Raw genomic sequence first — 16,153 nt, forward strand, 5'->3', positions numbered from 1 at the left:
CAGATCGCCAGGGCCAGCGCGTCGGCGGCGTCGGCCGGTGTCGGTTTGGCTTGCAGCCCAAGGATTCTGGTGACCATCGCGGTGACCTGTGCCTTATCGGCGGCGCCGTTTCCGGTGACCGCGGCCTTGACCTCGCTGGGGGTGTGGAAGTGCACGTCGATACTGCGCTTGGCGGCCGCCAACGCGATCACGCCACCCGCCTGGGCGGTGCCCATCACCGTCGACACATTCAGTTGGGAGAACACCCGCTCGATCGCCACGACGTCCGGCTGGTGCGTGGTCAGCCAATACTCGACCGCGTCACTGATCGCGAGGAGTCGTTGGGCCAGGGGCGCGTCCGAGGGGGTGCGCACCACGTCGACATCCAGCGCCACCACGTCTCGGCCGCGGCCACTTTCGACGACCGACAGCCCACACCGGGTCAGCCCGGGGTCGACGCCCATCACCCGCATTACCCGCTCCCGCCTAGTAGAACAGCTGTTCGAGAGCCTAACGGCCGGGACCGACGTCGGCGGTCAGGACACGCGGTGACTACCGGACCGCGCTAATTAGCGGGCAAACCTGGCAAAAGGCTGTTAGGTTACCGGCACACTGGCGGAAGGGTTCGGAGTGGGAACAATGCTGGTCCTGCTCGCGGCGGTGCTTTTCGTCGCGTCGATCGTGGTCCTGGTCATTGCGCTGCGGCGCCCCAAGCAACAGGGCAAGCCGGGCGGCCGTCAGGATCCCCTCGCATTCAACGCGATGCCGCAGTTCGGGCCCCGGCAACTCGGTCCCGGCGCCATCGTCAGCTACGGCGGCGTCGACTATGTCGTGCGCGGATCGGTGACGTTCCGCGAGGGGCCGTTCGTCTGGTGGGAGCACTTGCTGGAAGGCGGCGACCAGCCGCTCTGGTTCAGCGTCGAAGAGGACGACGGGCGCCTCGAGCTGGCGATGTGGGTCACCCGAAAAGACGTCCCCCTGCGGCCCGGCGACCCGTACGTCGTCGACGGTGTGGCGTTCCACGAGACCGAGCGCGGTCACGCCTCGTACACCACCGAAGGAACCACGGGCCTGCCCGCGGGCGGCGAGATGGACTTCCTCGACTGTTCCAACTCCGACGAGTCCGTCCTGCTCTCGTTCGAGCGCTGGGCCCCGAACATGCCGTGGGAGGTCTCCACCGGCAAACCCGTGCTGACCGGCGAACTGACCGTGTACCCCGCGCCCCCACCCTCCCCCGCGTAGGGCGCAGGAGGACGAGGTCGGTGCCGCTTCATGAGCTCGCCGTAACCCCCACGGACGTCTGCGGGCGCAATCTCGGGCTGGCGCTCAATGCGCCGGCGCCCCCGCCGCTGGCCACCACTCTGCTCGATCATCCCCGCGGCGGCGCGCTGCGACTCGGCGTGCTGGGCGCATCCCACGTCATCACGGTCGAGCACGCCGCAAACCGCTTCTCCGAGCAGGTGTCCTGCACCGCCCGCAGCCTGGGAGTCGCTCTGCCGCAACGCACCGACGCGCCCGGCTACTCCCTGCAGTCCCACACCGACAGCTACGACGAGGTCGGTTTTCGGCGCCTGGCGGGCGACTTGCGCGACCGGTGCGCGCGGGAACCGGGCTGGCTGGGCGGGGCCTTCCCCGGCGACGACGCCGCGCTGACGGCGCTGGCCGCCGAACCCGACGGCGACGGCTGGCGCTGGCAGACGTGGCACCTATACCCGCATCGCCCTTGGGGGCCCGGCGGCCTGGTGGTCCACACGGCGAGCCGGTGGCGTCCATGAGCCGCAACCGCCTGTTCGTGATCTCCGGCGTGCTGGCGGTCGCGGCCGTCGCGAGTCTGGTTGTCGGAATCGTGTTGCTGAACAAGGACATTGGGTCCTACATCGCGAGTCACTATCACGAGTACTCCCGCGACGTGAACGGCACGCGCTACGTCTGCAGCGGGACGCCCGAGCAGGTCGCCGACACGCTCGCCGATTATCAGGAACCCCAGGCGCGCGCCGACAACGGCAACAACGAATACCTGCGCTACAGCAACAACATCGTGATCGTCGGCCCCGACGGCAAGTACCCGTGCAGCATCCGCGTCGAGTCGCTGAGCGCCGGCTACAACCACGGCGCCTTCATCTTCCTCGGTCCCGGATTCACCCCCGGATCCCCGTCGGGCGGCGCCGGCGGCACCCCCGGCGGGCCCGGCGGAGTCAAGTGAGCACAACGAAGGAGAAAACCATGTACCTCGCCGTCGAGATCGGGAACATCGACCTCAACCCGGTGTTGAAGGGCGTTGTCGCGACCATCCTCTATTTCGTGATCGGCATGGCGGTGCTCATCGTCGGGTTCTTCATGGTCGACGTGTTGACCCCGGGCAAACTGCGCCAGCTGGTGTTCGTCGATCGCCGGCCGAACGCCGTCGTCATCACCTGCGCGATGTACATCGCGCTGGCCACCGTCATCATCTCCGCCATCGTCAACAGCTACAGCCAGCTGGGCCAGGGGCTGGTCGGCGTCGCGATCTACGGGTTGATGGGCGTCATCCTGCTGGGCGTGGCGCTGCTGACGCTGCACCTGGTGATACCGGGTGACTTCCACGAGCACATCGACGAGCCGGAGCTGCACCCGGCGTCGTTCGCAGTGGCGCTGATGCTGCTGGCCGTGGGAGGGGTCACCGCCGCAGCGGTGTCATGACGTCGGTCGAACTGCCGCTACCCCAGCGCGCCGAGTTCTCGGTGCGCTGGCGCGCGCTGCTGCTGGCCGCCGTCGCGGCGTGCGCCGCGTGCGGCATCATCTACGAGCTCGCGCTGCTGACGCTGTCGGCGAGCCTGAACGGTGGCGGGATCGTCGCCACCTCGCTGATCGTCTCGGGCTATATCGCCGCGCTGGGCGCGGGCGCGCTGCTGGTCAAGCCGCTGCTGGCCCACGCGGCCATCACCTTCATCGCCGTCGAGGCGCTGCTGGCGATCGTCGGCGGCCTGTCGGCGGCGGCGCTCTATGTGGTGTTCGCCTTCGTCGACGGGTCGACGTGGGTGCTGGCGCTGAGCACCGCGCTGATCGGGGGCCTGGTCGGTGCCGAGGTGCCGCTGCTGATGACGCTGCTGTATCAGGGGCGGATAGGCCCCGGAAAAATTGAAGCGTCGGACACCGGCCGCACGCTGGCGAACCTCAACGCCGCCGACTACCTTGGCGCGTTGCTGGGCGGGCTGGTCTGGCCGTTCCTGCTGCTGCCGCAGCTGGGCATGATCCGCGGGGCGGCCGCGACCGGGATCATCAACCTGGCGGCGGCGGCCGTCGTGGCGGTCTTCCTGCTGCGCCACGTCGTTTCGGTCCGGCAACTGGTTACCGCGCTGTGCGCTCTTGCCGCGGCGCTCGCGCTGCTCGGCACGCTGCTGGCGCGCTCGGCCGACATCGAAACCACCAGCAGGCAACGGCTTTACGCCGACCCGATCATCGCCTACCGGCACACGGCGTATCAGGAGATCGTGGTGACCCGCCGCGGCGCCGACACGCGGCTGTACCTCGACGGCGGTCTGCAATTCTCCACCCGCGACGAATACCGCTACACCGAAAGCCTCGTCTACCCCGCCCTGGGCAACGGCGCTCACTCGGTGCTGGTTCTGGGCGGCGGCGACGGCCTAGCGGCTCGCGAACTGCTTCGCCAGCCCGGCATTTCGAAGATCGTGCAGGTCGAACTCGACCCCGCGGTGATCGAGATCGCGCGCACGACTCTGCGCGAGGCCAATGGTGGTTCGCTGGACAACCCGCGGGTGAGGGTGCTGACCGAGGACGCCATGAAGTGGTTGCGCGGGCCCGCCGTGAGCAAGTTCGACGCGATCATCGTCGACCTGCCCGACCCCGACACGCCTGTGCTGGGCCGGCTGTATTCCGCCGAGTTTTACGGGCTGGTCGCGGGCGCGCTGGCCCCGCAGGGACTCGTCGTCGTGCAGGCCGGCAGCCCGTTCTCCACCCCGACGGCCTTCTGGCGCACGGTGTCGACGATGCAGTCCGCCGGCTACGCGGTGACGCCGTACCACGTGCACGTGCCCACGTTCGGTGACTGGGGTTTCGCGCTGGGGCGGCGCGGCGACTCGGCGCCGACGCCGGCGATGCCGGCCAACGCGCCGCCGCTGCGCTTCCTCAATTCACAGGTGCTGCAGGCCGCCACGGTGTTCTCCGACGACACGCGACCTCGTTCGCTGGAACCCTCGACGCTGGACAACCCGCGCATCGTCCAGGACATGCGCCACGGCTACGACTAGCTCTGGCTAGTCCTCGTCAAGAGCGGCCAGCACCTCATCCGACAGGTCGACGTTGGTCCAGACGTTCTGCACGTCGTCGCTGTCCTCCAGCGCGTCGACGAGCTTGAACACCTTGCGGGCGCCGTCGACGTCGACCGGCACGCTGACCGACGGTTGGAAGCTGGCCTCGGCGGATTCGTAGTCGATACCGGCGTCCTGCAGCGCGGTGCGCACCGCGACCAGGTCGGTCGGTTCGGAGATGATCTCGAAGCTTTCGCCGAGGTCGTTGACGTCCTCGGCGCCGGCCTCCAGCACCGCGGTCAGCACGTCGTCCTCGGTCAGGCCGTTCTTCTCCAGCATGGCGACGCCCTTGCGGGTGAACAGGTAGGACACCGAGCCGGGATCGGCCATGTTGCCGCCGTTGCGGGTCACCGCAACCCGGACCTCGCCGGCGGCGCGGTTGCGGTTGTCTGTGAGGCATTCGATCAGCACCGCCACGCCGTTGGGCCCGTAGCCCTCGTACATGATGGTCTGGTACTCGGCCCCACCGGCTTCCTCGCCGGCGCCGCGCTTGCGGGCCCGCTCGATGTTGTCGTTGGGGACCGACGTCTTCTTCGCCTTCTGGATGGCGTCGTAGAGCGTGGGGTTGCCCGCCGGGTCACCGCCGCCGGTACGGGCGGCGACCTCGATGTTCTTGATCAGCCGGGCGAACTCCTTGCCACGGCGCGCGTCTTTGACGGCCTTTTGGTGCTTGGTGGTGGCCCACTTGGAATGGCCGCTCATCGGTGTCTCTTACCTCTTTTTGGTTTCTGGTGCTTGATAAGTCGCCAAACGAGTCTACGTGGACGCCACGCGCAAGATGTCCAGCGACTACCCGGCCGTCTCAGACACCCCAGGAGTCACAGCCAGGTCAGTGTCGGCCCAACACCATGTCCACGAACAACTGGTGGACGCGGCGATCGCCCGTCATCTCGGGGTGAAACGCCGTCGCCAGCCGTCGGCCTTGCCGCACCGCGACGACGTGGCCCGCCGCATGAGCCAGCACCTGGACGTCGTCGCCGGTCCGCTCCGCCCACGGCGCGCGGATGAACACCGCCCGCACCGGGCCGACGAGGCCGGTGAAATCGATGTCCCCCTCAAAGGAATCGACCTGGCGTCCAAAGGCGTTGCGCCGCACAGTCATATCGATGCCCCGCAGCGGCAGCGCCTTGCGACCGTTGGCGCCGGCGTCGAGAATCTCGCTGGCCAGCAGGATCATGCCGGCGCACGCGCCGTAGGCGGGAAGCCCGTCGGCCAGCAGTCCCCGCAGCGGCTCGAGCAGGCCGGTGTCCAGCAGCAGGTGGCTCATCGTGGTGGATTCCCCACCGGGAATGACCAGCCCGTCCACCGCCTCGATCTCGCCGCGGCGGCGCACCGGCATCGACTCGGCGCCGGCCTCGCGCAGCGCAGCCAGGTGTTCGCGGGTATCGCCCTGCAGCGCCAGCACCCCGATCTTCGGTGCGGTCACGGGGCGGGCGGCTGGTAATCGCGCGGGAAGCGGGTCAGGCCCTCCTGCATGACCGCCGCGACCATCTCGCCGGAGGAGTTGAAGATCTTGCCCTGGCACAGGGCCCGGCCGCCGCACGCCGACGGCGAGGACTGGTCGTACAGCAGCCACTCGTCGGCCCGGAACATCCGCATGAACCACATCGCGTGGTCCAGCGACGCGATCTGCAGGTGCTGACGCTCCTCGAGGTGGGTGACCTGCGCCGAGCCCAGCAGCGTGAGGTCGCTCATGTAGGCCAGCGCGCAGATGTGCAGCACCGGGTCGTCGGGCAGCGGGTCGCGGTGCCGAAACCACACCTGCTGCTGCGAGGCCTTGCCGGGCAGGTGCTCCAACTTCTCCTGCGGCACGATCCGGACGTCCCACTCCTCGAACTGCCGGAAGCCGGCCTCTTCGAACACTTTGAACGTCTGCAGCTCCGGAAGGCCGTCGGGTGGTGGCGCGCTCGGCACGGCGTCCTGGTGGTTGATGCCCTCCTGGTCGGTCTGGAACGACGCCGACATCGAGAAGATGCTCTTGCCGTGCTGGATGGCGTTGACCCGCCTAGTGCAGAACGAGCCGCCGTCGCGCAGGCGTTCCACCAGAAAGATCGTGGGCGCCATGGGGTCCCCGGGCCGCAGGAAGTAACCGTGCAGCGAGTGGACGAGGAACTTCGGCTCGACGGTGCGGACCGCCGACACCAGCGACTGCCCTGCTACATGGCCGCCGAAGGTGCGTTGCAGGAAGCCCGATTCGGGGCTGAACACGCTCCCGCGGTAGATGTCGACCTCGAGCTGTTCAAGGTCGAGGATCTTCTCGATCGACACGGATTTCTTACCAGCCGCGCTGGGCCAGTCGCTCCGGCTGCGCGAGTCCCTCGACGTTGATGCCCACCATCGCCTCGCCCAGGCCGCGGGACACCTTGGCCAGCACGTCGGGGTCGTCGTAGAAGGTGGTGGCCTTGACGATGGCGGCGGCGCGCTGCGCGGGGTCGCCGGACTTGAAGATGCCCGACCCGACGAACACGCCCTCGGCGCCGAGCTGCATCATCATCGCCGCGTCGGCGGGAGTCGCGATGCCGCCGGCGGTGAACATGGTGACCGGCAGCTTGCCCGCCCGAGCCACCTCGACCACGAGGTCGTAGGGCGCCTGCAATTCCTTTGCGGCCACGAACAATTCGTCTTCGGACAACGAGCTGAGCCGACGGATCTCGCCGCCGATCGCCCGCATGTGGGTGGTGGCGTTGGAGACGTCGCCGGTGCCGGCCTCGCCCTTCGACCGGATCATGGCCGCGCCCTCGCTGATGCGGCGCAGCGCCTCACCGAGGTTGGTCGCCCCGCACACGAACGGCACAGTGAACTTCCACTTGTCGATGTGGTGGGTGTAGTCCGCGGGGGTAAGCACCTCGGACTCGTCGACGTAGTCCACGCCGAGGCTCTGCAGGATCTGCGCCTCGACGAAATGCCCGATGCGGGCCTTGGCCATCACCGGGATGGTGACCGCGGAGATGATGCCCTCGATCATGTCGGGGTCGCTCATCCGGGACACGCCGCCCTGGGCGCGGATGTCGGCGGGCACCCGTTCCAGCGCCATCACGGCGACGGCCCCGGCGCCCTCGGCGATCCGGGCCTGCTCGGGCGTGACGACGTCCATGATGACGCCGCCCTTGAGCATCTCGGCCATGCCTCGTTTGACGCGGGCCGTTCCGATACGCCCGCTGCCGTTCGATCCCGTGCCGTCCGTTGTAGCGGCGGTATTCAATGCTGATCTCCTTCAAACGATGCGCGTCCAGTCTAGTGGTGAACGACGACACGGCATCCCGGCCCGTCCGGACCTATGGAGCAATTGCCGAACTTGTGTTAAATATTGCTTCAGTTGTTTGCGTGTCCGATCATGCAGGTGCGGGTTGTCGGGTGGCTGCCCTGGTCAAGCGACTGGGGCGGTCGGCTGAGAAGAGGTCCCGGATGTTGCCGGATTTCGTTCTGTTGCCGCCGGAGGTCAACTCGGCGCGCATGTACGCGGGCCCGCGATCGGGGACTATGTGGGCGGCGGCTGCGGCCTGGGATTCGGTGGCCGTCCAGTTGGGTGCCACGGCCAGCTCCTTCCAGTCGACAGTGTCCGGACTGACCGGCGCCGTATGGCTGGGGCCGGCGTCGGTGTCGATGGCGACGGCGGCCGCCCCGATTGTGCAGTGGCTGAGCGCGACGTCCGCGCAGGCAGAACAGGTGGCCGTCCAGGCCCGGTTGTCGGCCGCAGCGTTCGATGCGGCGTTCGCCGCGACAGTGCCCCCGCCGATCATCGCGGCCAACCGTGCCCAGCTGATGACCCTGATCGCGACCAATATCCTGGGCCAGAACACCGCGGCCATCGCGGCCACGGAGGCCCATTACGCCGAGATGTGGGCCCAGGACGTGACGGCAATGACGGGCTACGACGCCGCCACCACGGCGGCCGAGGCCCAGTGGACACCGTTCTCGGCGCCGCCCACCTCGTTGGCCGGGCCGTCCATGCCCGCGGTGGCCCCGAACAGCCAGCAGCTGTTGCAGTCGCTGGGCCAGTCGTTGTCGACCACGATGTCGCGGCTGGAGATGCTCGCGACTCCCGCCGAATTCGCGATGGAACCCATGAACATCGTCATGAGCCCACTCATGACGGGCGCCAACCCCCTGCTGAGCGGCGGCGGGATGTCCGCGGTCGCGCCGGCCCTGATATCCGCCGGCAGCCCGGCCGCGGGCGTCCCCCTGGCCCCGGTCAACGGACCGGCGGTCCTGGCGAGCGTGGGCCGGGCAGGCTCCATTGGGGCGTTGTCGGTGCCGGCGCGCTGGCCCGATTCCTTGCCGGCGGCCGCCCCGACCGCCCCGGCCGCCGCGGTTGCCGAAGCGCCGAGCGCCGCCGCGAGTGCCGCCGCGCCCGGCGCGCCCCGAATGCCGTTCCTGCCGTCGGCGGGGACACCCGGACGCCTGCTGAGCGCTGTCGGTCCAGCGGTCACCGCGCCGCGTGCCGCCGCGGCACCGCGCACGGAGTCGGGCAAGTAGAGCGGAGCACGCGATGTCGTTGCTGATCACGGACCCGGTCATGATGGCCGCCGCAGCCGATGAGTTACAGGCGAGCGGATCGGCGCTGGAGGCGGCGAACGCGGCGGCGGCGGCCCCGATGACGGGTGTGCTTGCGCCGGCGACGGATTCGGTGTCGGTGCGGGCAGCGGCCCTGCTCGACGCGCACGCTCAGCAGTACCAGGCGCTGAGCGCCCGGGCTGAGGCGTTTCAGAACCAGTTCGTGCAAACCCTGATGGCCGCGAAGAACTCCTACGAGGAAGCCGAGGCGTCCAACGCGGCCGCCATGCAAGCGGCGACGTCGACGGGTGCACCAAACTCACCGACGAACATCGCGCTGATCATGGGCGGCACCGGCAATCCGACGCCCAACACCGCCTACCTGACGGCGGTCGAGCAGGCCTACCTCGCCCAGCATTACCCCGGCTACACCCTGGTCAGCCTGCAGACGCCCGAACAGTTCTGGCCCGTCACCGGCCTCACCAGCGAGACCTTCGGCAAGTCGGTGCAGCAGGGCGTCATGATTCTGAACAACGCGGTCATGACCCAAACCACAGCAGGCAATCACGTTGTCGTGGTGGGTTATTCGCAGAGCGCCACGATCGCCACCCTCGAAATGCGCTATCTCGACGCCCTGCCGGCCGGGATACGGCCGAGCCCGAACCTGCTGAACTTCGTGTTGCTCGCCGATCCGAACAACCCCGTGAACGGCGGCATCCTGACGCACTTCATCCCGGGCTTCGGCGCATTTCACGTCCCGACTCCCCTGGACACCCCCTACGCGACCGCCATCTACACGCTGCAATACGACGCCATCGCCAACTTCCCGCAGAACCTGTTCTGGCTTCCGTCGGACCTGAACGCGCTCTTCGGCTTTTTCGATCTGCACCACACGTATCCGTTCCTCACCGCGGCCCAGCTCGCCACCGCGATCCAGGAGCAGATCGGCAACACGACCTACTACTTCCTTCCCACCACGCAGTTGCCCCTGCTGGATCCGCTGCGTTGGATCCCGATCCTGGGCAACCCGCTGGCCGACGTGCTACAGCCGTTCCTGCAGCCGATCGTCGACTTAGGTTATGGCAACACATTTTTGACGCCGGAGCTCGCCCCACTGACCGTTGCCGGTGTGGGCCAGGGCATCGGGCACGCGGTGGCGGACCCGCTGGTCGCGGGATGGCCGCCCGTCGGCTTACCGGCTTTGGCGAGTGCGGTGTAGCCGCTTCAGCGGATGGACACCAGCGGGCCGGGCGCCCGACCGGCTGCCAAAGCGGCCGCGTCGGCGAGCAGTTCCGACAGCTGCATGGGGTAGACCGTCTCGCCGGCGGCCACGAGTTCGGCCATGTCAGCGGCATCACACCAGCGGTGGCCGTGGAGGTAGCTGCGTTCCAGCTCGGTTCGGCCCGCGCTTGCCGGCTCGAACCGACGGGTCCGGTAGACGAAGTAGAACTCCTCGCTGTCGATCAGGGAGCCGTTGAACTCGAACACCTCGTCGCGGCGCCAGACCGGCCCGACCATGTCGGCGGCCGCGACCCGCAGCCCGGTCTCCTCCGCCAGTTCCCGGGCCGCGGCCTCGGCCAGCCGCTCCCCCTTACGCACCTCGCCGCCGACGGTGAACCACCACTTCGGCACGTTGCGGCCGCGCAGGGCCGGATCCGACCCGCACAGCAACAGCACCGCGCCCGCGTCGTCGAGCAGCACCACGCGTGCCGACGTGCGGTGGTTGAGCACGCCATGATCGCCGTGCGCCAGCGCGTGCGGGCGCTCGACGATCTCGAAGTAGCTGGGCAGCGCCGCGGTGCCGCCCAGGCGAAACAGGCGTACCAGGGGCCGCTCGGCGAGCGCCAGGGTGTCGCGAACCGCATCGTTGTGGAAGCGGCGGGCCAGCAACACCCGCGCCTCGGCGTCGGCCATCTCGGCGATCAGCCCCGCAGGCAGCGCCGCCGGATCGACGACCGCCAGGGCGGCCGACAGCTCGTTCTCGCACGATTCACGCGTGGTCCGCGGCGCGGTCTCGGCGGCGTCGGCCAGCGCCGCCAGCCGCCTGCCTTCGGACGCCCCGCCATAGGCGTCGATCGCGACGGCCCGCGCGACCACCGCGCGCCGCGCTAGGGCGCCGTCGAGTGCCTGCCAGGACAGGTCGTAGCGCACGTGCAGCCGGTCCAGCCGGTTGGCCGTCCGATACGCCCAGGCGCCGAGCACCCCCAGCACCGCGACCAGCACGGCGATGAGAACGGCCAGCCAGATCATCAGCTGGCCACCTGAACCTTGGCGCCCGTCGAGGCAACCGTCTCGTAAACCCGCATGATCTGGCTGGCCACCACCGACCAGTCGTAGCGCTTGACCGCCAGCGTGGCCGCCGCCACGTAGCGCTCGCGCAGTACGTCGTCGTCCAGCAGCGCGACCAGCGCGTCGGCCAGCGCGGCGCCGTCACCGACAGGGACCAGGCGCCCGACCTCACCCTCGCCCAGCACCCGCCGGAAGGCGTCCAGGTCGCTGGCGACGACGGGAGTGCCTGCGGCCATCGCCTCGACCAGGACGATGCCGAAACTCTCGCCGCCGGTGTTGGGCGCACAGTAGACGTCGGCGCTGCGCATCGCCGACGCCTTGCCCGCGTCGTCGACCTGACCCAGGAAGCGGATGTGCTGCACCAATTCGCCTGCCTGAGCACGCAATTGGTCTTCATCGCCGCGCCCGACGACGAGCAGTTGCACGTCGGCAAAGCGCTCGACCACCCGCGGCAGCGCCTCGAGCAGCACCGACATGCCCTTGCGCGGCTCGTCGTAGCGGCCCAGGAACAGCACGGTCTTACCGGGCCGCGGGTAGCCGTCCAGCCGTGGCGCCGACGCGAAGGAGTCGACGTCGACGCCGTTCGGGATCTCGACCGCGTCGGTCCCCAGCGCCTCCATCTGCCAGCGCCGGGCCAGGTCGGACACCGCGATGCGGCCGACGATCTTCTCGTGCATCGGCCGCAGAATGCCCTGGAAGACCGTCAGCGTGAGCGACTTGGTGGTTGACGTGTGAAAGGTCGCGACGATCGGTCCCTCGGCGATGTTCAGGGCGAGCATCGACAGGCTCGGCGCGTTGGGCTCGTGCAGGTGCAGCACGTCGAAATTGCCTTCCACAAGCCACTTTTTGACCTTGCGATGGGTGGCCGGACCGAACCGCAACCGGGCCACCGACCCGTTGTAGGGAATCGGGACGGCCTTGCCCGCGGAGACGACGTAGTCCGGCAGCGCCGCGTGCGGCGAGACCGGCGCGAGCACGCTCACGTCGTTCCCGCGGTCGCGCATCACCTCGGCCAGTTGCAGGACGTGCGACTGCACCCCGCCCGGCACGTCGAACGAGTACGGACAGACCATCCCGATCCGCATCAGGATTCCTTGAGTCTGGCCTGTTTGGCTTGGGACAGGTCGGCCAGCCACTGCGGCTGCAACATGTGCCAGTCCTCGGGGTGAGCGGCGATGTTCTTGGCGAAATGATCCGCCAGCGCCTGCGTGACGGCGTGGACGTCGCCGCTGGTGCAATCCAGGGCGGGCCCTATTGAGACGCGCCAGTCTTGGCCCTCGAACCAGCAGTGCGCCGGCAGCAGGGCTGCGCCGGTCGCGATCGCGAGCTTCGCCGGCCCGGCCGGCATTCGGGTGGCCTCGCCGAAGAACTCGACCTCCACGCCGGTGCGCGTGAGGTCGCGCTCGGCCATCAGGCATACCAACTTGTTGTCGCGCAGCCGCTCGCAGAGCACCTCGAACGGCGGCCGGAACGGGGTGCCCTCACCACCGGCGTGCGGAAGCACTTCGAAGCCGAGCCCTTCGCGGAAGGCGATGAAACGCCGGTAGAGCGATTCGGGTTCGAGGCGTTCCGCGACGGTGGTGAAGGTACCGTGCGTATGCGCCAGCCAGACCCCGGCCATGTCCCAGTTGCCGCTGTGCGGCAACGCCAGCACCGCCCCGCGCCCGGAGGCCAGCGCGGCCTGCACGTGGTCTTCCCCCAGGATCCCGTCGGCCAGCTGGCGGGCCAGCTTCGGGAGGTCCATCGTCGGCAGCCGGAAGGCCTCCCGCCAATAGCGGGCATAGGACGCCAGCGACGCGCGCATCAGCTCGTCGGGCACCTCGTTCGGCGGCACGCCGACGACGCGCGCCAGGTTTTTGCGCAGCTGTTCGGGTCCGCCGTTGCGGGCCGCGTAGCGCGCGCCCGCGTCAAACACGTTGCGGGCGGCGAACTCCGGCATCGTCCGCACGGCCATCCAGCCGGCGGCATATGTCCAGTCGCTCGCGTTGCGCCGCACCATTCGACGCGACGCGTCGATCAGCTTCAGGCCCGGCGGGGTGGCGATCACGGCTCCTCCGTCCCTACCAACTTCTCCGTCGCGCCCGGCGACGTGCGGACCGCATGCAGCCGCTGCCCACAGGTGATCACGCTGGCCACGGCCAGCAGCCACATCGCCACGGGCAACGCCGGCGGCCAGGCAATGACCGGAAAATCCGAGATGCCGGCGCCCAGCAGCACGATGATCAGCCGTTCCGGGCGCTCGATGATGCCGCCGTCGCCCCGCAACCCGCTGGCCTCGGCGCGGGCCTTGATGTACGAAATCACCTGCGAGGTGACCAGACAGATGAGGGTCGCCACCACCAGCAGCTTGTCGTGCAGCCCGAAAGCGGCCCACCACAGCAGGCCGCAGAACACGGCGCCGTCGCTGACCCGGTCGCAGGTGGCGTCCAGCACCGCGCCGAAGCGGGTGCCACCACCCTGCTCCCGGGCCATGGCGCCGTCGAGCATGTCGAACAGCACGAAGAACGAGACCACCAGCGTGCCAGCGAACAGCTTGCCCATCGGAAAGAGCGTCAACGCGCCCGCCACCGCCACGACGGTGCCCAGCACGGTGACGACGTCAGGCGTCAGCCCCAGCCGCAGCACCGCCCTGGCGGTCGGGGCGGTGAGGCGGGCGAACGCGGCACGAGATAAGAAGGGCGCCTTACTCATTGGCGGCACTCCTCCTCATCGCTACGCTCTGCATCGTCGTCGCCGCGACTCATTGGCGCTCACGGCTGGTTCGCCCACTCGGTGGCCAACAACCGGCGCGTCTCGCGCAGCAACTGCGGGATCACCTTCGACCCGCCGATGATGGTGATGAAGTTCGCGTCGCCGCCCCACCGCGGCACGACGTGCACGTGCAGGTGTTCGGCCAGCGACCCGCCCGCCGAGGTGCCCAGGTTCAGGCCGACGTTGAAGCCGTGCGGCCGCGAGACGTTCTTGATCACGCGAATCGCCTTCTGCATGAAGGCCATCAGCTCCGCGCTCTCTTCGCCGGTGAGGTCCTCGAGTTCGGACACCCGCCGGTAGGGCACCACCATCAGGTGCCCGGGGTTGTACGGGTAGAGGTTGAGGACGGCGTAGACGAGCTCGCCCCGGGCTACCACGAGGCCCTCTTCGTCGGACATCCGCGGGATGTCGGTGAACGGCTCCTCGGGCTTGGCCAGCGAATTGGGGTCCCGTTTCATCGGCGACTCGGCCAGGTAGGTCATCCGGTACGGCGTCCACAGCCGCTGCAGGTGGTCTTGCTCGCCGACGCCGGTGTCGAGGATGGTGTCGTCAGCGTCGCCGGCGCGCTCTTCGTTCGTCACAAGTCACTCACCGCTTGCCACTTTCACGAGTTCGGCCGTGGGAATGGCGTTCTCGCGATCGGCGATCCATTTCACGATGGCATCGACAGCGCTGTCGCGGGGTACGCCGTTGATCTGCGTGCGGTCACCGAAGCGGAAGCTCACCGCCCCGGCCTCGACGTCGCGGTCGCCCGCCAGCAGCATGAACGGCACCTTCTGGTTGGTGTGGTTCACGATCTTCTTAGCCATCCGGTCGTCACTGGTATCCACGTCCACCCGGACTCCGCGCGACTTCAACTGCGCGGCAACATGTTCCAGATAAGGGATGTGGTCGTCCGCGACGGGGATGCCGACCGCCTGAACCGGCGCCAGCCACGCCGGGAAGGCGCCCGCATAGTGCTCGGTGAGGATGCCGAAAAACCGTTCGATCGAGCCGAACAGCGCCCGGTGGATCAGCACCGGCCGTTGCCGTGAGCCGTCGGCGGCGGTGTATTCCAACTCGAACCGGTCGGGCATGTTGAAGTCCAGCTGGATGGTGGACATCTGCCAGCTGCGGCCCAACGCGTCCTTGACCTGCACCGAAATCTTCGGGCCATAGAAGGCCGCCCCGCCGGGGTCGGGCACCAGGTGCAGCCCGGAACCCTCCGCAACCTCCCGCAGGACTTCGGTGGCCTGGTCCCACACCTCGTCGGAGCCGACGGACTTCTCCGCGTCTTTGGTCGACAGCTCCAGATAGAAGTCGTTGAGCCCGTAGTCGGCGAGCAGGTCGAGCACGAAGCGCAGCAGCGAGGCCAGCTCGTCACGCATCTGCTCTCGCGTGCAGTAGATGTGCGCGTCGTCCTGGGTCATGCCGCGCACCCGGGTCAGGCCGTGGATCACGCCGGACTTCTCGTACCGGTACACGCTGCCGAATTCGAAGAGCCGCAAGGGAAGTTCGCGGTACGACCGTCCCCGGGCCCGATAGATCAGGTGGTGCATCGGGCAGTTCATCGGCTTGAGGTAGTAGTCCTGGCCGGGCTTGCGCACCGACCCGTCCGGGTTGAACTCCGCGTCGAGATGCATCGGCGGGTACATGCCCTCGGCATACCACTCGAGGTGGCCCGAGGTGATGTACAGCTGTTCCTTGGTGATGTGCGGGGTGTTGACGAATTCGTAGCCGGCCTCGGCGTGCTTGCGCCGCGAGTAGTCCTCCAGCTCGGTGCGGATGATTCCACCCTTGGGGTGGAAAACCGCTAGGCCGGAACCGATTTCGTCGGGAAAGCTGAACAGGTCCAGCTCGACGCCGAGCCTGCGGTGATCGCGGCGCTGCGCTTCGGCGATCAGCTCGAGATGGCGGTCGAGTGCCTCCTGCGACTCCCAGGCCGTGCCGTAGATCCGTTGCAGGCTGGCGTTCTGCTGGTCGCCCCGCCAATAGGCGGCCGAGCTTCGGGTCAGCTTGAACGCCGGGATGTGCTTGGTGGTCGGGATGTGCGGCCCGCGGCACAGGTCGCCCCAAACCCGTTCGCGGCTACGGGGATTGAGGTTGTCGTAGGCGGTGAGCTCGTCGCCGCCGACCTCCATCACGTCGGGGTCGCCGGACTTGTCGTCGACGAGCTCGAGCTTGTAGGGCTCGTCCGCCAACTCATTACGAGCCTGCTCTTTGGATCCGTAGACGCGCCGGTCGAACAGCTGCCCCTCTTTGACGATCTGGCGCATCCGCTTTTCCAGCTTGTCCAGATCCTCGGGAGTGAACGGCTCCGCCACGTCGAAGTCGTAATAGAAGCCGTCGGTGAT

The 16,153-nt window shown here is 68.4% G+C and carries 18 protein-coding genes; 7 read left to right on the top strand and 11 right to left on the bottom strand.

The features are described from left to right. Positions 1 to 452: crossover junction endodeoxyribonuclease RuvC (gene ruvC / locus JOZ00_RS24140; protein ID WP_293349186.1), on the bottom strand; the 452-nt coding region annotated here is incomplete at its 3' end. A gap of 157 nt (positions 453 to 609) precedes the next feature. On the opposite strand from ruvC, the gene JOZ00_RS24145 reads away from it, so the two are divergent. The 5 genes from JOZ00_RS24145 to JOZ00_RS24165 are packed head-to-tail and all read left to right on the top strand — an operon-like array spanning position 610 to position 4,226. Beyond that, entirely contained in the window at positions 610 to 1,221 is a 612-nt protein-coding gene (locus JOZ00_RS24145) for a DUF4178 domain-containing protein (protein ID WP_293349188.1), read from the top strand. 20 nt (positions 1,222 to 1,241) lie between these two features. Then, complete coding sequence (locus JOZ00_RS24150; protein WP_293349190.1) at positions 1,242 to 1,754, top strand: DUF2617 family protein; 513 nt, start codon at positions 1,242 to 1,244, stop codon at positions 1,752 to 1,754. Next, positions 1,751 to 2,182, top strand: coding sequence for a DUF4247 domain-containing protein (locus JOZ00_RS24155; RefSeq protein ID WP_293349192.1), 432 nt, complete (start codon positions 1,751 to 1,753; stop codon positions 2,180 to 2,182). The genes JOZ00_RS24150 and JOZ00_RS24155 overlap by 4 nt, the downstream gene beginning before the upstream one ends. A gap of 20 nt (positions 2,183 to 2,202) precedes the next feature. Then, the gene (locus JOZ00_RS24160; protein WP_293349219.1) at positions 2,203 to 2,658 is read left to right on the top strand and encodes a DUF350 domain-containing protein; all 456 of its coding nucleotides are present in this window, start codon (positions 2,203 to 2,205) and stop codon (positions 2,656 to 2,658) included. Next, a complete protein-coding gene (locus JOZ00_RS24165) occupies positions 2,655 to 4,226 on the top strand; it encodes a polyamine aminopropyltransferase (protein ID WP_293349194.1) in 1,572 nt (523 codons plus the stop codon). Before JOZ00_RS24160 ends, JOZ00_RS24165 begins: the two co-directional genes overlap by 4 nt. 6 nt (positions 4,227 to 4,232) lie before the next feature. On the opposite strand, the gene JOZ00_RS24170 is transcribed toward JOZ00_RS24165, so the two are convergent. From JOZ00_RS24170 to pdxS, 4 genes are all read right to left on the bottom strand, one after another. Next, a complete protein-coding gene (locus JOZ00_RS24170; protein ID WP_293349197.1) occupies positions 4,233 to 4,988 on the bottom strand; it encodes a YebC/PmpR family DNA-binding transcriptional regulator in 756 nt (251 codons plus the stop codon). A gap of 127 nt (positions 4,989 to 5,115) precedes the next feature. Then, entirely contained in the window at positions 5,116 to 5,712 is a 597-nt protein-coding gene (pdxT, locus tag JOZ00_RS24175) for a pyridoxal 5'-phosphate synthase glutaminase subunit PdxT (protein WP_293349200.1), read from the bottom strand. After that, positions 5,709 to 6,554, bottom strand: coding sequence for an acyl-CoA thioesterase II (tesB, locus tag JOZ00_RS24180; RefSeq protein WP_293349202.1), 846 nt, complete (start codon positions 6,552 to 6,554; stop codon positions 5,709 to 5,711). Before tesB ends, pdxT begins: the two co-directional genes overlap by 4 nt. A 7-nt stretch (positions 6,555 to 6,561) precedes the next feature. Continuing rightward, on the bottom strand, positions 6,562 to 7,437 hold the full coding sequence (gene pdxS / locus JOZ00_RS24185; RefSeq protein ID WP_293349221.1) for a pyridoxal 5'-phosphate synthase lyase subunit PdxS: 876 nt from the start codon (positions 7,435 to 7,437) through the stop codon (positions 6,562 to 6,564). A gap of 203 nt (positions 7,438 to 7,640) precedes the next feature. On the opposite strand from pdxS, the gene JOZ00_RS24190 reads away from it, so the two are divergent. Together JOZ00_RS24190 and JOZ00_RS24195 are read left to right on the top strand one after the other, a co-directional pair. Continuing rightward, positions 7,641 to 8,762 carry a PPE family protein gene (locus JOZ00_RS24190; protein WP_293349204.1) on the top strand — a complete coding sequence of 374 codons (1,122 nt, stop codon included), beginning with the start codon at positions 7,641 to 7,643 and terminating at the stop codon, positions 8,760 to 8,762. 13 nt (positions 8,763 to 8,775) lie between these two features. Further along, positions 8,776 to 9,999 (top strand): PE-PPE domain-containing protein, encoded by a 1,224-nt coding sequence (locus tag JOZ00_RS24195; RefSeq protein ID WP_293349206.1) that lies wholly within the window; start codon positions 8,776 to 8,778, stop codon positions 9,997 to 9,999. A gap of 5 nt (positions 10,000 to 10,004) precedes the next feature. On the opposite strand, the gene JOZ00_RS24200 is transcribed toward JOZ00_RS24195, so the two are convergent. The 6 genes from JOZ00_RS24200 to thrS form a co-directional block, all read right to left on the bottom strand. Then, on the bottom strand, positions 10,005 to 11,030 hold the full coding sequence (locus JOZ00_RS24200) for an NUDIX domain-containing protein (RefSeq protein ID WP_293349208.1): 1,026 nt from the start codon (positions 11,028 to 11,030) through the stop codon (positions 10,005 to 10,007). After that, positions 11,030 to 12,154, bottom strand: a complete 1,125-nt coding sequence (locus JOZ00_RS24205; protein ID WP_293349210.1) for a glycosyltransferase family 4 protein — start codon at positions 12,152 to 12,154, stop codon at positions 11,030 to 11,032. Before JOZ00_RS24205 ends, JOZ00_RS24200 begins: the two co-directional genes overlap by 1 nt. Next, entirely contained in the window at positions 12,154 to 13,068 is a 915-nt protein-coding gene (locus tag JOZ00_RS24210) for a phosphatidylinositol mannoside acyltransferase (RefSeq protein WP_293349223.1), read from the bottom strand. Before JOZ00_RS24210 ends, JOZ00_RS24205 begins: the two co-directional genes overlap by 1 nt. Before the next feature lie 44 nt (positions 13,069 to 13,112). Beyond that, on the bottom strand, positions 13,113 to 13,760 hold the full coding sequence (gene pgsA, locus JOZ00_RS24215) for a phosphatidylinositol phosphate synthase (RefSeq protein WP_293349212.1): 648 nt from the start codon (positions 13,758 to 13,760) through the stop codon (positions 13,113 to 13,115). A gap of 59 nt (positions 13,761 to 13,819) precedes the next feature. Further along, the gene (locus tag JOZ00_RS24220; RefSeq protein WP_293349215.1) at positions 13,820 to 14,401 is read right to left on the bottom strand and encodes an HIT domain-containing protein; all 582 of its coding nucleotides are present in this window, start codon (positions 14,399 to 14,401) and stop codon (positions 13,820 to 13,822) included. A gap of 3 nt (positions 14,402 to 14,404) precedes the next feature. Beyond that, positions 14,405 to 16,153, bottom strand: a 1,749-nt coding sequence (gene thrS / locus JOZ00_RS24225; protein WP_293349217.1) for a threonine--tRNA ligase, incomplete at its 5' end; no start/stop codon positions are given.

Source organism: Mycobacterium sp. (genome assembly GCF_019243155.1).
Lineage (GTDB): Bacteria > Actinomycetota > Actinomycetes > Mycobacteriales > Mycobacteriaceae > Mycobacterium.